At 62.9% G+C, this 14,849-nt stretch carries 11 protein-coding genes; 9 read left to right on the forward strand and 2 right to left on the reverse strand.

All coding sequences use genetic code 11. The features are described 5' to 3' along the window. Positions 1–87 precede the first annotated feature (87 nt). On the forward strand, positions 88–702 hold the full coding sequence (locus tag YH62_RS13015; RefSeq protein WP_046794640.1) for a nitroreductase family protein: 615 nt from the start codon (positions 88–90) through the stop codon (positions 700–702). Further along, complete coding sequence (locus YH62_RS13020) at positions 699–1,571, forward strand: EamA family transporter (protein WP_046794641.1); 873 nt, start codon at positions 699–701, stop codon at positions 1,569–1,571. The genes YH62_RS13015 and YH62_RS13020 overlap by 4 nt, the downstream gene beginning before the upstream one ends. Positions 1,572–1,648: 77 nt before the next feature. Here YH62_RS13020 and YH62_RS13025 read toward each other — a convergent pair whose 3' ends face one another. After that, on the reverse strand, positions 1,649–3,472 hold the full coding sequence (locus YH62_RS13025; protein ID WP_046794642.1) for a DUF882 domain-containing protein: 1,824 nt from the start codon (positions 3,470–3,472) through the stop codon (positions 1,649–1,651). Positions 3,473–3,681: 209 nt separating this feature from the next. After that, positions 3,682–5,244, reverse strand: a complete 1,563-nt coding sequence (locus tag YH62_RS13030; RefSeq protein ID WP_137326808.1) for a sigma-54 dependent transcriptional regulator — start codon at positions 5,242–5,244, stop codon at positions 3,682–3,684. Between the two features lie 170 nt (positions 5,245–5,414). Between YH62_RS13030 and YH62_RS13035 the strand changes: the two genes are divergently transcribed. From YH62_RS13035 to hemH, 7 genes are all read left to right on the forward strand, one after another. Further along, positions 5,415–7,271, forward strand: coding sequence for a M3 family oligoendopeptidase (locus tag YH62_RS13035; RefSeq protein ID WP_046795080.1), 1,857 nt, complete (start codon positions 5,415–5,417; stop codon positions 7,269–7,271). A 257-nt stretch (positions 7,272–7,528) separates the two neighbouring features. After that, positions 7,529–8,698, forward strand: coding sequence for an aminodeoxychorismate synthase component I (locus YH62_RS13040; RefSeq protein WP_046794644.1), 1,170 nt, complete (start codon positions 7,529–7,531; stop codon positions 8,696–8,698). Next, complete coding sequence (locus YH62_RS13045) at positions 8,683–9,315, forward strand: aminotransferase class IV family protein (protein WP_082118340.1); 633 nt, start codon at positions 8,683–8,685, stop codon at positions 9,313–9,315. Before YH62_RS13040 ends, YH62_RS13045 begins: the two co-directional genes overlap by 16 nt. A gap of 204 nt (positions 9,316–9,519) precedes the next feature. Continuing rightward, entirely contained in the window at positions 9,520–10,971 is a 1,452-nt protein-coding gene (locus YH62_RS13050; protein WP_046794645.1) for a homospermidine synthase, read from the forward strand. Between the two features lie 206 nt (positions 10,972–11,177). Next, the gene (gene omp10, locus YH62_RS13055) at positions 11,178–11,549 is read left to right on the forward strand and encodes an outer membrane lipoprotein Omp10 (protein ID WP_046794646.1); all 372 of its coding nucleotides are present in this window, start codon (positions 11,178–11,180) and stop codon (positions 11,547–11,549) included. A gap of 216 nt (positions 11,550–11,765) precedes the next feature. Continuing rightward, complete coding sequence (locus tag YH62_RS13060; protein WP_046794647.1) at positions 11,766–13,691, forward strand: 5'-nucleotidase C-terminal domain-containing protein; 1,926 nt, start codon at positions 11,766–11,768, stop codon at positions 13,689–13,691. Between the two features lie 122 nt (positions 13,692–13,813). Next, positions 13,814–14,848 carry a ferrochelatase gene (gene hemH / locus YH62_RS13065; RefSeq protein ID WP_046794648.1) on the forward strand — a complete coding sequence of 345 codons (1,035 nt, stop codon included), beginning with the start codon at positions 13,814–13,816 and terminating at the stop codon, positions 14,846–14,848. The last annotated feature ends 1 nt before the right edge of the window (position 14,849 follow it).

Raw genomic sequence — 14,849 nt, forward strand, 5'->3', positions numbered from 1 at the left:
AGTGAATTCGGTAAAAACAGCCTGACAGCCAAAGAGCTGCTCGAAAGCGCCGAGCGAGGCGCGAAGACCGCATTCAGAGATCCGATCATGACCCATCCGACCATTACCCTCATCGAGAAACGCGTTTCCGCCAATCTCTTCGATCCGTCCCATACGCTGCCGGCTGCCGATATCGAGCGGCTGGTCGGCCTGGCGACGCGGGCGCCCACCGCCTATAACCTGCAGAACTGGCGCTTCATCGCCGTCCAGTCGCCCGAGGCCAAGGCGCGGCTGCGCGCCATCGCCTATGGGCAGAAGAAGGTGAGCGACGCAGCCGTTACCTTCATCCTCTGCGGCAGGCTTCCCGATGCGGCCACGCTTCCCGATCGGCTGCGACCTTTCATCCAAGCGGGCTTCATGCCGCCGGCCATGGCCGATGCCTGGCGGGAAGGCGCCGATACTCAATATGGCGGTTCACAGGCCGCCCGCGACGAGGCGTTGCGCTCCGCCACCTTTGGCGCGGCGACACTCATCTACGCCGCCGAAGCACTCGGCCTTTCCTCCAGCGCCATAGTCGGGTTCGATCCGGATGCGCTCCGGGAAGAATTCTCCTTGGAACCCGATGAAATACCTGCATTGCTGGTTGCCGTCGGCCGCGCGGCCGAAGGCAATTGGCCGCAAAAGCCCCGTCGCCCCGTCTCGGAGGTTTTGGACATACTATGAAAACATCCAGCTTCGATCTGCTGATCACGGCTCTCGCGCCGGCCATCTGGGGCAGCACCTATATCGTCACCACCCAGTTCCTGCCGCAGGGCTATCCCCTGACGGTCGCCGTCCTTCGGGCGCTGCCGGCCGGTTTGCTCCTGCTCCTCTTCGTCCGCCGGCTGCCCTGGGGCACATGGTGGATGCGCATCGCGATCCTGGGAGTTTTGAACTTCTCCTTCTTCCAGGCCATGCTCTTCATCTCCGCCTACAGGCTGCCCGGAGGCATTGCCGCAACCGTCGGCGCCATTCAGCCGCTGGTCGTCGTCGTGCTCGCACGCCTCCTGCTCGGAAGCCCTATCCACCTTCTGTCGGTCGTCGCCGCGATCGCCGGTCTCGTGGGCGTGGCATTGCTGGTCCTTGCTCCGGGCGCGGCACTCGATCCGCTCGGCATTGTCGCCGGCCTTGCAGGCGCTGCCTCCATGGCCGCCGGTACCGTCTTGAGCAGGCGATGGCAGCCGCCGGTCTCGCTGCTGACCTTCACAGCCTGGCAGTTGACGGCGGGCGGCATTCTCCTGCTGCCGGTGGCCTTCTGGTTCGAGCCGTCCTTGCCGCCGCTCACCGCAACCAACCTGCTGGGGCTGGCATGGCTCAGCCTGATCGGGGCCGCAGTGACATATGTTATCTGGTTCCGGGGAGTTGCCCGCCTGCCGCCCTCCGTGGCTTCGTCGCTTCTCCTTCTGAGCCCAATGGTGGCGGTCCTGCTCGGCTGGATATTTCTCGATCAGACCCTGAGTGCCGTACAGATCGCCGGCAGCCTTCTGGTGGTCGCCAGCATCCAGCTCAGCCACCGTGCCCAGTCCCCAAGCCCGCAACCGGCCACTCGGTAAGCCGGGAACGCAACCCAGAATGCGAAAACCCGCCGGAATGACCGGCGGGTTTTCGTTTGTCTTGGTTTTCCCAGTGTTTAGCGCTTGATGCCGGCCGGACCACTAAACCGGTTCGGGTCGATCGACCTTGCCGCGGTGACCGGCTTGAAGCCGCCGCTCGCATAGGCTGCCGAATAATCCGCGTTGAGCGTGCGGGTGACGACGCGCGGCGCCTTGACGGAAGCCATCTCTCCCGCGCGATTGTTGTTGACGGCCCATTTGGCGATCACGTCGCCGGTCAGCGCGCCGTCGTCCGGCTTTTGCTGGCTGGGCTTTCCTGCGCGTCCGCCCTTTACGACGGCCGCCGGCTTGGAGCTCTCGACGGGCGCATCGAAGCCGTCGCCGAAGCGCATTCCGTTTCCGGAAGGCTGTGCGGGTTTGGAAGGAATTGCCGCCATCTCCATCGGCCTCGCCGCGGGATGTGCCGGCTGCATCTGAGGCGTCATGGCTGCCCGGGCTTCTGCCGCGCTCTGGGTGAGCGCCGCGACGACGGACGGCGTGAGTTGCTGCTGTTCCACGAGATCCGCTTCGCTTTCCGGATCGGCCTCGACGGAAGCAAGCAGAGGTTCGGCGACCGAGGGCCGGGCGACCGGCAGCGGCACGGCCGCAAGCTCGCCGGCAGGCAGCGTGCCATCGGCCGAAGCGGTCATCACGCCCTGTTCCGCATCGCCTTTCAGGCCGCGCGGGCCGAGCAGCGTCGGAACGGGAATGGCATATTGGGCAAGATCGGCGAAGTTTTCGCCTTCAGGCGGCCGCGGCTGCGGCGGCATCGCTGCCTGCAGGGCCTCCTGGGCGGTGTTGCGGGTGGGGGAATAGAGCGCCGTGGCCAGACCGCCCGGCCCATTCTCTTGGCGCAGCGCGGGGCGCGAAAGCGGCACGGGTGCTGCGATATTCTCGGGCTGCTGTGGCTCGACCGCCGCCACCATGACCGGCTGCTCGGCTGCCGGCTGAGGAGCTACCGGCTGCGGGGCGGGTTCCGCCTGCCTCTGCCGCGCGGGGGCAACCGGGGCCGGGGCCGCGATGGCATCGGCATCCTCGTCCTCGTCGCCGCCGAAGAGCACGGCCAAAAGGTTGCGCCGCTTGCCGCTCGAACTGCCGGAAGCGCTGGCGATCTCGATCTGCTGGCCCGAGGAAAGGCGCTTCTTGTAGGAGGCGAGCGCCGTATCGTAGCCCGGAAGCGGCTTGCCGTCGGAAGGAAGATGAACGGTATTTCCGTTCGGGAAGAGCCTGGCCAGTTCCTGGCGGCTCATGCGCGGCCATGCCCGCACTCCACCAACGTCGAGATGCACGAAGGGCGAGCCGGAATTCGGATAATAGCCGACGCCGCCCACTTCCATCTTCATGGCCGTGCTGCGCAGCGTCGCGAGCTTTACGCCGGGAATGTAGAAATCCATCGCCTTGCCGAGCATGTGCTGGCTGTTCTTCGCCACGCCTTTGGTGCGCGAACGCAGCGCGCCGTTGGTCGCGGGAGAACGGTAGGCGGAGACGACGTGGATATAATCGGTAGCGCCGCTGCGCCGGTAGACTTCCCAGACGAGGTCGAGCAGCCGCGGGTCCATCTTGGTGGGCTCATTGCGGCGCCAATCCCGCAGGAGTTGGTTGACCTGCTGCAGCCCCTTGGGATCGAACCTGCCGTTCCGCTTGTAGGTGATGATCGCCCTTTCCTTCGTGTGGACGAAGTAGAGCTTGAGACTGCGATTCTCCGCAGCCGCCTCAGAAACGGAAGCCAGGGTAAACGGGATGGCCATGCACATCAAAAACGCAGCCGCGGCGGCACGCTTCGCGAGAGCCCGGAAAAGCCCGGCATGGAGACCGCGCACGCTTTCACCCGAAGGCGTTTGGCTGGCATTCAGATCAGGCAAGGCTATCCCCGTCTTGTAGGCAACATTCCCCTGTTGCCTCAAATGACTGTCAATTGCGGTGACACGATGGCAATTTTGCCACACATTCACAAGCTTCTCACATTTAGTCAATAATCGACTAACGAGAGATTGACAAAGGGTGACAGAACATCCTTGCCCGAAAGTTAACACCAGCTCACATGCTAATGCCTTGATTTGGCTGGCGGACCTCAGGCCGCCTCCTTCAGCGGATCGTCGGGATCGATGCCGTAATCCTTCAGTTTCCGATAAAGCGTGGACCGCCCGATCCCCAGCTTTCGCGCCACCTGGCTCATCTGGCCGCGGTAGAACTTTAAGGCAAAACGAATGAGTTCCTCTTCCACATCCGCGAGCTTGCGCACTTCGCCGGCTTGATCCGTGCTGGAGATGACGTTTTCCGCGGAAGGATAAGCCGCCGCGAGAAGCGCGCGCGGATCGGGCCTGTCCGGCCGGGGAGGCTCGCCGCGTTCCCTGGCTGCCGCATCGAGCGGCAGGGTGATGACCGGCTCGTAGCGGACGGACGGCGCGATATCCTCCTCCGTGGCGGAAAGCTCGGCACTCCGGAATTCCGGAACCTGCGCGGCGATCTGCGGGAAATCTGCTTCCGTCAGCTCGTCGCCCTCCGCCAGCACGACGGCGCGGAAGACGGCGTTTTCGAGCTGGCGGATATTGCCCGGCCAGTCATAGGCCGTCAGCAGGGCAAGCGCCCCGGCGCCGACCGACAGCATTTTCGGCAGCTTCTGCTCGAACGAGAAGCGCTCGGCAAAGACGCGCGCCAGGTGCGGAATGTCCTCCTTGCGACGGCGAAGCGCGGGAATGGTGATCGGGAAGACGTTGAGCCGGTAATAAAGATCCTCGCGGAACCGGCCTGCCCTCACCTCCTCGATCAGGTCCTTGTTGGTGGCCGAAATCAGCCGGACATTGACCTTCTGCACCTTTGCGGCGCCGACCGTCTCTATCTCGCCCTGCTGCACGGCGCGCAACAGCTTCACCTGCACCTCGAGCGGCAGATCGCCGATCTCATCGAGGAAGAGCGTGCCGCCGTCGGCCTCCACGAACTTGCCGGTATGCCGCTCGGTGGCGCCGGTAAATGCACCCTTTTCATGACCGAACAGGATGCTTTCGACGAGATTGTGGGGAATGGCGCCGCAATTGACGGTGATGAACGGCTTGGCCGCCCGGTCGCCGCCGGACTGGATGGCCCGCGCGATGAGTTCCTTGCCGACGCCCGATTCACCTTCGAGCACCACAGGAATGCTGGATTGCGAGGCGCGCCTGGCCAGATCGATGACGCGCAGCATCTCGGTACTGGCCGAAACGATATCGGTGAAGTTGACGGAGCTGGAGCGGACGCGGCGGCCGGCGCGGTTGCGCCCCTCCCGCTGGTCGAGCTTCAGCGCATTGGAAATGGAGGCGGCGATGCGCTCTGGCGAGACGGGCTTGACCACAAAATCGAAGGCGCCGGCGCGCATGGCCTGCACGACGGATTCGATGCTGCCCTGCCCGGTCTGCACGATCACCGGCGTCTCGACGCCCATTCCACGGATCGTTTCGAGGAAGGTGAGACCGTCCATTTCCGGCATCATCAGATCGAGCACGATGACGTTGATCTCGGAGCGGGAGCGCTTCAGGAACTCGAGCGCGGCACGGCCGTTCTCTGCGAGATGCGCCGCATGACCGTGGCGTTCCACGGCATTCTTCAACAGGCGGCGCTGGATGGGATCGTCATCGACAACAAGGATTTGCGCAATCATGCTCGGCTCCTGGCAGCGGTCATTATGTCCCCTCATGGGCTCATTACAGGCCGCTTGTCCCATAAAGGGTTGAACATCCCCTTTTGAGAAAAGCTTGCATTTTAACTGCTGGCGCGGAAAAGAAGCGAGCATGACGGAAGCGGCGACCCAGGAGAAACAATATGTTGAATATGCCCGCAATCGCAATTCCCCGTGCTCTTGCCCCTGCGGGTAAGGGTGCCGCCGCCGATCCCGCGCTCGGCCTCCTGCCCGTCTGGAAGCTTTCCGATCTCTATGAGGACAAGGATTCTCCGGCTTTCCGCGCCGACCTCGACAAGGCTGCGAAGCTCGCCAGGGAATTCGAGGCGAAGTGGAAAGGCAAGCTCGCCGAAGCAGCCGGCAAGACGGGCAGCGGAGGCATCGGCGAGGCGCTTGCCGAATACGAGGTGATCGAGGATATCTTCGGCAAGATCGGCTCGTTTGCCGGCCTCACCTATTTCTCCGACACGTCCAACCCCGCAAACGGCAAGTTCTACGGCGACGTGCAGTCGAAGCTCACCGATCTTTCGGCGCATCTCCTGTTCTTGCCCCTGGAGCTGAACCGTATTGACGACGCGGTGATGGACGCCTGCATGGATCGTGACCCGGCGGCCGGCCATTATCGCCCCTGGATCGTCGATCTCAGGAAAGACAAGCCCTACCAGCTCGAAGACAAGCTCGAGCAGCTCTTCCTCGAAAAGTCCATGACCAGCAGCGCCGCCTTCAACCGCCTCTTCGACGAGACCATGGCGGAGCTCCGTTACGACATCGACGGCGAGAAGGTGCCGCTCGAAGTGGCGCTCAACATGCTGCAGGAGCCGGACGAGCCGACCCGCGCCAAGGCGGCGGCCGCGCTTTCGAAGACCTTCAAGGACAATATCCGCATCTTCACGCTGGTCACCAACACGCTCGCCAAGGACAAGGATATCTCCGACCGCTGGCGCGGCTTCGAGGATATCGCCGATAGCCGGCACCTCGGCAACCGCGTCGAGCGCGAAGTGGTGGATGCGCTGGCCGAAGCGGTCAAGGCCGCCTACCCCCGCCTCTCGCACCGCTACTACGCCATGAAGGCGAAGTGGCTCGGCATGGAAGAGATGAATTTCTGGGACCGCAACGCGCCGCTGCCGGAAACCTCGAACGCGCTCATTTCCTGGGAGGAAGCGAAAAATACGGTTCTCTCGGCCTATGGCGGCTTTGCCCCGGAAATGGCCGATATCGCCCGCCGCTTCTTCGATGAGGAATGGATCGACGCGCCGGTGCGCACCGGAAAGGCGCCGGGTGCGTTTGCGCATCCCACCGTCCCGTCGGCGCACCCTTACGTGCTCGTCAACTATATGGGCAAGCCGCGCGACGTGATGACGCTCGCCCATGAACTCGGCCACGGCGTGCATCAGGTGCTGGCCGGCAAGCAGGGCGCCCTGATGTGCCAGACGCCGCTGACGCTTGCCGAGACCGCCTCGGTCTTCGGCGAGATGCTGACCTTCCGCGCCCTTCTCGAAAAGACGAAGGACAAGCGCGAGCGCAAGGCCATGCTCGCCCAGAAGGTGGAGGACATGATCAACACGGTCGTGCGTCAGATCGCCTTCTACGAGTTCGAGCGCAAGGTTCACACCGCCCGCAAGGAAGGCGAGCTGACATCGGAGCAGATCGGCGAGCTCTGGCTTTCGGTTCAGGCGGAAAGCCTGGGGCCCGCGATCCGCATCTCGGAGGGCTACGAGACCTGGTGGGCCTATATCCCCCACTTCATCCACTCGCCCTTCTACGTCTATGCCTATGCCTTCGGAGATTGCCTGGTGAACTCGCTCTACGCGGTCTACCAAGGCGCGGAGCCCGGCTTCCAGCAGAAGTATTTCGAGCTTCTGAAGGCCGGCGGCACCAAACATCACTCCGAATTGCTGAAGCCCTTCGGCCTCGACGCCACCGATCCCTCCTTCTGGTCCAAGGGGCTTTCGATGATCGAGGGCCTGATCGATGAGCTGGAGGCTTTGGACAAGGGTAATCGCCTTTAGGGGAGAATGCCCTCATCAGGCTGCCGCCACCTTGTCCGGCCCTTCGCTTCGGCTCAGGGCGTTCGTCATTCGAAACGATTCACTGGATCGTTTCGTCGGCTGCGCCGACCATTCCTCACCCCCGCATGCGGGGAGAAGGGATATGCCGCGACCTCTTCGTCATTCTTTGCCGGCAAGTTCGGCAGGTCCCCTCTCCCCGTCTGACGGGGAGAGAGTTAGGGTGAGGGGCAAGCAAACCTTCGGAAACCAACACGTAGATGGCAGACCACCCACCTTATGCGCTGTTTCGCGACGATCCTGCCGGACGGAGCCTCGTCTTCGACCGGCCGAGAGAGATCGTGACCGCGCATAAGGCCGAGGATGTGCTGCCCGCGTTGGAACGCTTGGAAGAAGCGCGCCGTGCCGGCCAATGGCTCGCGGGCTATATCTCCTACGAAGCGGGCTACGTCTTCGAGGAGAAGCTCAAGCCCCTGATCGTCCCGGAGAGACCGACGCCGCTCATCGCCATGGGCATTTTCGATGCCCCCGCCGGCGAGGACCATCCGCTTGCCGCGCCGCTTGCCGCCAGAAACGAAGAGCCCTTCACCGAACCGCGCGCCGCCTGGGATTTCGAAACCTATCGCGAGCGGTTCGACCACCTGCATCGGCATCTGCGCAACGGCGATTGCTACCAGGGAAACCTCACCATGCCGGTCACCGCCCGCTGGCAGGGCGATCCGCGCTCCGTCTTCTGGTCGCTCGTCGCGCGCCAGCCGGTCCGCTATGGTGCGCTCGTCGATTTCACCAGGGATGCGGGCGGCCCGGTCGTCCTGTCGCGCTCGCCGGAGCTCTTCTTTTCGGTGGATGCCGGGCGCTTCATCGAAACCCATCCGATGAAGGGTACGGCCCCGCGCGGCAAGACGCCGGAGGAAGACAAGGCGATCGTCGAGGCCATGCTCGCCGACGAGAAGACGCTTGCGGAAAACCGCATGATCGTCGACCTGCTGCGCAACGACATCTCACTCGTCAGCGAAGTGGGCACGCTTGACGTCCCGAAGCTGTTCGAGATCGAGACCTACCCGACCGTCCACCAGATGGTGAGCCATGTGCGGGCGAAGCTGAGGCCCGAAATCGGCCTGCCGGAAATCCTCGCCGCGCTCTTCCCCTGCGGCTCGGTCACGGGAGCGCCCAAAATGTGGGCGATGCAGATTCTCAGGCGACTGGAAGCCGATTGCCGCGATGTCTATTGCGGCGCGATCGGCTGGTGCGATCCGGCCGGGCCGATGCGGTTTTCGGTGGCGATCCGCACGATCTCGCTTTTCAACGACGGCAAGGCCGTCTTCAATGTGGGGGGCGGCATCGTCTTCGATTCGAAGGCCGAGGCCGAATACGAGGAATGCCTGTTGAAGGCGCGGTTTGCGGTAGGCGATCAATGGATTTCTCGCTGATCGAAACGATGCGGTGGGAGCCCGAAACAGGCTTCGTTCGGCTGGAGCAGCATCTTCGCCGCTTGAGCCGTTCGGCCGATGCGCTCGGCTTCCGTCAGCCGCCGCTGGATACGCTCAACCAGCTCGAAGCCGCAGCCGGCGGCCAAGTGCCCTTGCGCGTCCGCCTCGTCATGACCTATCGCGGCAAGATCGAGATCACGACCACACCCTTCACACCGATCCCGGAAGGTACGGTCTGGCGCCTGCGCATCGCCAAAGCCGCCCGGCTTGCCTCGGACGATCCCCTCTACCGCCACAAGACATCGAGACGCGAGCCCTATGAGGCCGCCCGCGCCGAGTTTTCGCCCGAAGAGGCAGACGAGGTGCTGCTCCTCAATGAGCGCGGCGAAGTCTGCGAAGGCACGATCACCAATGCCTTCCTCGAGGAGCCGGACGGCTCGCTTCTGACGCCGCCGCTGACCAGCGGCCTGCTGCCCGGCATATTGCGCGCCGAACTCATCCGTGAGAGGAAGGCACGCAGCCAGGTTTTGAAGCCCGAAGACCTCGGGACCGGAAGGCTCTTCGTCGGCAATTCGCTGCGCGGATTGATCCCCGCCGAACTCGTCGGAGAATCATGAGCCCTGAGTGTGGATCTCGGGGCATCTGCAGACTGGAAACGGCGTTTTCCCGCTCCATTTGACAGGCTCTTTATTGTGACGAGATTTTATGATCTTAGAGCCTGCGAACTGCCCAGTTGAAAACCGACCCACGCGTAACAATCATTCCTTCCACTGCCGCACAGTCGGACCACGGCCGAGAGGCCGCCGATCAAGGAGAAACACATGTCAGAAAAGACCTATCCGGTGTATGGCGAGATCACCGGCCCGATCGTGATGATCGGCTTCGGTTCGATCGGCCGCGGAACGCTGCCGCTCATCGAGCGTCATTTCAAGTTCGACAAGAGCCGGATGGTCGTGATCGACCCGCGCGATGACGCCGATCACACAGAGATTCTGGCAAAGCACGGCGTGCGGCACATCAAGTCGTATGTCACCAAGGAAAACTACAAGAAACTCCTGAAGCCGCTGCTGACCGAAGGCGGTGGCCAGGGCTTCTGCGTCAATCTTTCCGTCGATACCGGCTCGCTCGACATCATGAAGCTCTGCCGCAAGCTCGACGTGCCCTATATCGATACCGTGGTCGAACCCTGGCTCGGCTTCTATTTCGACAAGAACATGAAGAATGCCGACCGCACCAACTATGCGCTGCGAGAAACCGTGCGCAAGGAGAAGGAAAAGAACCCGGGCGGCGCGACCGCCGTTTCCACCTGCGGCGCCAATCCGGGCATGGTTTCCTGGTTCGTCAAGCAGGCGCTCGTCAACCTCGCCAACGACACCGGCCTGAAATTCGACGAGCCCGACCAGCATGATCGTGAAGGCTGGGCGAAGCTCATGAAGAAGCTCGGCGTCAAGGGCGTTCACATCGCCGAGCGCGACACCCAGCGCACCAAGCACCCGAAGCCGCTCGACGTCTTCTGGAACACCTGGTCCGTCGAAGGCTTCATCTCCGAAGGCCTGCAGCCCGCCGAACTCGGCTGGGGCACCCACGAGAAGTGGATGCCGAAGAACGCCAAGAAGCACAAGAAAGGCTGCAAGGCGGCGATCTATCTGGAGCAGCCCGGCGCCAATACCCGCGTGCGCACCTGGTGCCCGACGCCCGGCCCGCAATATGGGTTCCTGGTCACCCATAACGAATCCATCTCGATCGCCGACTATTTCACGGTGCGCGACAAGGATGGCGACGTGACCTTCCGCCCGACCTGCCATTATGCCTATCACCCGGCCAACGATGCCGTGCTGTCGCTGCACGAGATGTTCGGCAATGGCGGCAACGCACAGCCGGTCCACCACGTTCTGGACGAGGACGAACTGGAGGACGGCATCGACGAACTCGGCGTCCTGCTCTACGGCCACGAGAAGAATGCCTACTGGTTCGGTTCGCGCCTGTCTCTGGAAGAGACCCGCCGCATCGCCCCCTATCAGAACGCAACCGGCCTGCAGGTGACCTCCGCCGTGCTCGCAGGCATGGTCTGGGCGCTGGAAAATCCGAACGCGGGCATCGTCGAGGCGGACGAGATCGACTACAAGCGCTGCCTCGAAGTCCAGCTTCCCTATCTCGGCCCGGTCGAGGGCCATTATACCGACTGGACCCCGCTCGAGGGCCGTCCCGGTCTCTTCCCGGAGGACATCGACACCAGCGATCCCTGGCAGTTCAGGAACGTCCTGGTCCGCTGAGGCGAGCCTCCCTCCATTGACCTTTATGAAACGCCCGCCTTCCCGCGGGCGTTTTCATGTGTTGAAAAGAAGAGCCTGTGGATAGTTGGACTTGGAGCGCTAGCTGTCCACAGGCCTTGGCCCTATGAAACTGCGCGCCTTGCGTTACATAGGCCTTCGCGGCATGGTTTAGCGCCAGGCCAGATCGAATCGCGGGAGACAGAGTCATGAAAATCAGAGCGAGCCTCGTGCTCATTGCCGCCGCCACGCTCAGCGCGTGCGTGTCCTCTCCTCCTCCCGGTCGCCTGCCGCCGCCCTCCGGAACGCCGCAGGCGCGGGGCGTCGAGGGCAGCTGGGCCGATCCGAACGGGATCGTCTCCACGTTCCAGGCCGGCACCTTCAGCACCCGGTCGACCGACAGCAATGCCCTGCTTGCTTCCGGCAACTACAGGAACGTCTCGCCCACGCTCGTCGAGATCAACATGACCTCGCTGGTGCGCAACACGACCTCCAGGGTCAACTGCGCGCTCGTCTCGCCGAACCAGCTGAACTGCACGCAGGATAGCGGCGCGCAATTCTCGCTCGCACGGCGGAGCTGAGCGACTTCCATCCTCACGGTTCCGAAACCCCGCTCCGGCGGGGTTTTTCGTATTTTCCCGGAGACGCGAAACGCCGCGCCTGCCTGTCATATTTCCCTTGAAACCGACCTTTGTTGATGAAAACATGCCCGGCAGAACGGCTGTCATGGTGGGATGTTACGACGGCCGGCAGTGAAGCGGTGCAACGCCGCCAACAAAGGGAACAGGAGAGGCAACATGATGAAAACATTGAGACTTGGGCTGATGACCGCATCGGCCATGGCTCTTTCGTGCGGCGCCGCACTCGCCGATTACGAACTCAATATCCTGCACATCAACGATCTTCATTCCCGCATCGAAGCCATCAACAAATTCAATTCCACCTGCACCGCGGAAGAAGCCTCCAAGAACGAGTGCTTCGGCGGCATCGCCCGCGTGAAGGCCGCCATCGACGGCCGCCGCGGCGAACTGAACGGGCAGAACCTGCTGGTGCTGGACGCCGGCGACCAGTTCCAGGGATCCCTCTTCTACAGCACCTTCAAGAGCGGCCCGGTCGCCGATTTCATGAACGGCATCGGCTTCGATGCCATGGCGATCGGCAATCATGAATTCGACGATGGTCCGGAAGAACTCCTGAAATTCATCGACGCCGCCGATTTCCCGATCATTTCCGGCAATACGATCGCCGCCGACAACAGCCCGGTCGCCAAGAAGTTCGAAGGCTACATCGTCAAGGACATGGGCGGCCAGAAGGTTGCCGTCGTCTCCGTTCTCGCGACCGATACCGACGAAACCTCCTCGCCGGGCGACACTATCCGCTTTGAGGACGAGGTCGAATATCTCAACAGGATCGTGCCGGAGATCGAGGCTCAGGGCGTCAACAAGATCATCGTCCTGTCGCATGTCGGCTATGTGCGCGACCAGGAGATCGCCGCAGCCGTGAACGGCATCGACGTCATCGTCGGCGGCCATAGTCACACGCTGCTCTCGAACACCGATGAAAAGGCCGCCGGCCCCTACCCCACGCTGGTGAAGAACCCCGTCGGCGTGGACGTCCCGATCGTTCAGGCCTATGCCTACTCGAAATACCTCGGCGACCTGAAAGTGGTCTTCGACGATAACGGCGTGGTGAAATCGGCGGAGGGCGCCCCGAAGCTCCTCGATGCCTCGGTCACGCCGGATGCCGCCTATGTCGCCAAGGTCGCCGAACTCGGCAAGCCCCTGGAAGAACTGAAGAAGAAGGTGGTCGGCGTTTCCGAAGGGCCGATCGAAGGCGACCGCACGGTTTGCCGCGCCAAGGAATGCACGATGGGCAATCTCGTGGCCGAGGCCCAGCTCGACCGCGTGAAGGGCCAGGGCATCACCATCTCGATCGCCAATGGCGGCGGTCTGCGCGCATCGATCGACGGCGGCGATGTGACCATGGGCGAGGTGCTGACGGTGCTGCCGTTCCAGAACACCATCGCCACCTTCCAGCTCAAGGGCTCCGATCTCGTCACCGCGCTCGAAAACGGCGTCGGCCAGATCGAGGAAGGCGCCGGCCGCTTCCCACAGGTCGCCGGCATGAAATATTCCTTTGACCGGTCCAAACCTCCCGGCGGCCGCGTGAGCGACGTTCAGGTGAAGGAAGGCGAGGCCTTCGTGCCGCTCGATCCAAACAAGACCTATGGCGTCGTCACCAACAACTATGTGCGCGGCGGCGGCGATGGCTACAAGACCTTCGCGACCAACGCCGTCAATCCATACGATTTCGGCCCCAACCTCGAACAGGCGGTTGCCGACTACCTGACGGCCAATAATCCCTACAAGCCCTTCACGGATGGCCGCATCACCGACCTTACCCCGGCTGATTATACTCCGCCGGCCAAGGAGGCTCCCGCGGCATCCTCTTCCGCTGCGGCTCCAGCGGCACCCGCCCCCGCCGCTCCGTCGTCCGGCCAGACCGCTGCCGCTCCCGCAACCCAGGCACCGGCGCCTGCGACGCCCGCTCCGGCCGTCGGCGGACCGAAGACCTATACGGTCGCCCGCGGCGATTCTCTGTGGAAGATCGCGGAAGCCGAGTATGGCGATGGCAACCAGTGGACCAGGATCGCCGAGGCCAACAGCCTGCGCAATCCGAACCGCATTCTGGTTGGCGCGGAACTGGAGCTGCCCGCCCAATAAGCAGCTAAGACGATTTGTCTCGCTTGAAGAACCGGTCCGGGCCTTTCCCGGATCGGTTTTTGTTTCTAAATAGGCCGCAATCCGGGCAGCCAATGCCCGCTAGTGAGATCGAAAGAGTGTCCATGGCTTCCGAAACCGCGCATATGCCGATCCTCCAACCGGAGACGAGCTTCGGCAAGGTCGGCGTATTGCTGGTCAATCTCGGAACGCCCGACGACACGAGCTACTGGCCGATGCGCCGCTATCTCTCCGAATTTCTCTCCGACCGGCGGGTGATCGAGTGGTCGCGCCTCTACTGGTATCCGATCCTCCAGGGCATCGTCTTGAGCAAGCGCCCGCAGAAGGTGGGCAAAGCTTACGAGGCGATCTGGAACAAGGAAAAGAACGAGAGCTTTCTGCGCACCTATACCCGCAACCAGGCGGAGCTCATGGCCGAGGCGCTCAAGGACCTGCCGAACGTGGTGGTCGATTGGGGCATGCGTTACGGCCAGCCCTCGATCGCCGCGCGCATCGACGCGCTGAGGGAAAAGGGCTGCGAGAAGATCCTCGTCTTCCCGCTCTATCCTCAATATTCCGCCTCCACCACGGCGACCGTCAACGACAAGGCCTTCGAGCATCTGATGAAGCTGCGCTGGCAGCCGGCGGTGCGCACCGTGCCGCCCTATCACGACGACCCGACCTATATCGAGGCGCTGGCGAATTCCTACAGGCAGACTCTTTCCAGTCTCGATTGGGAGCCCGAGGTTCTACTCGCCTCCTTCCACGGCATCCCCCTCTCCTATTCAGAAAAGGGCGATCCCTATCGCGGCCATTGCGAGACGACCGGGCACCTGCTCCGCGAAGCGCTCGGCCTGCCGCCGGAAAGGTTCATGGTCACCTTCCAGTCCCGTTTCGGCCCGGAGGAATGGCTACAGCCCTATACCGACAAGACGGTCGAGAAGCTGGCAGGCGAAGGCGTCAAGCGCATCGCGGTCATGAATCCCGGCTTCGTCTCCGACTGTCTGGAGACGCTGGAGGAGATCGCCGGCGAAGCGGCCGAGAGCTTCCTGCACCACGGCGGCGAGAAATTCGTCCACATCCCCTGCCTCAACGACAGCCCGGATGGAATGACGGTTCTGGAACAGGTCGTCCGCCGCGAGCTTCAGGGCTGGGTTTGAC

The sequence above is a fragment of the Rhizobium sp. LC145 genome (genome assembly GCF_001005825.1).
Classification (GTDB): Bacteria; Pseudomonadota; Alphaproteobacteria; order Rhizobiales; family Rhizobiaceae; genus Neorhizobium.

What these genes read in the sequence shown, in the direction of transcription:
- YH62_RS13030 (WP_137326808.1), bottom strand. Translation starts at nt 5,244, where the DNA reads ATGATTGCGCAAATCCTTGTTGTCGATGACGATCCCATCCAGCGCCGC.
- YH62_RS13020 (WP_046794641.1), top strand. Translation starts at nt 699, where the DNA reads ATGAAAACATCCAGCTTCGATCTGCTGATCACGGCTCTCGCGCCGGCC.
- YH62_RS13045 (WP_082118340.1), top strand. Translation starts at nt 8,683, where the DNA reads ATGGATTTCTCGCTGATCGAAACGATGCGGTGGGAGCCCGAAACAGGC.
- YH62_RS13035 (WP_046795080.1), top strand. Translation starts at nt 5,415, where the DNA reads ATGCCCGCAATCGCAATTCCCCGTGCTCTTGCCCCTGCGGGTAAGGGT.
- omp10 (WP_046794646.1), top strand. Translation starts at nt 11,178, where the DNA reads ATGAAAATCAGAGCGAGCCTCGTGCTCATTGCCGCCGCCACGCTCAGC.
- YH62_RS13050 (WP_046794645.1), top strand. Translation starts at nt 9,520, where the DNA reads ATGTCAGAAAAGACCTATCCGGTGTATGGCGAGATCACCGGCCCGATC.
- YH62_RS13015 (WP_046794640.1), top strand. Translation starts at nt 88, where the DNA reads ATGACCCATCCGACCATTACCCTCATCGAGAAACGCGTTTCCGCCAAT.
- YH62_RS13060 (WP_046794647.1), top strand. Translation starts at nt 11,766, where the DNA reads ATGATGAAAACATTGAGACTTGGGCTGATGACCGCATCGGCCATGGCT.
- YH62_RS13040 (WP_046794644.1), top strand. Translation starts at nt 7,529, where the DNA reads ATGGCAGACCACCCACCTTATGCGCTGTTTCGCGACGATCCTGCCGGA.
- hemH (WP_046794648.1), top strand. Translation starts at nt 13,814, where the DNA reads ATGGCTTCCGAAACCGCGCATATGCCGATCCTCCAACCGGAGACGAGC.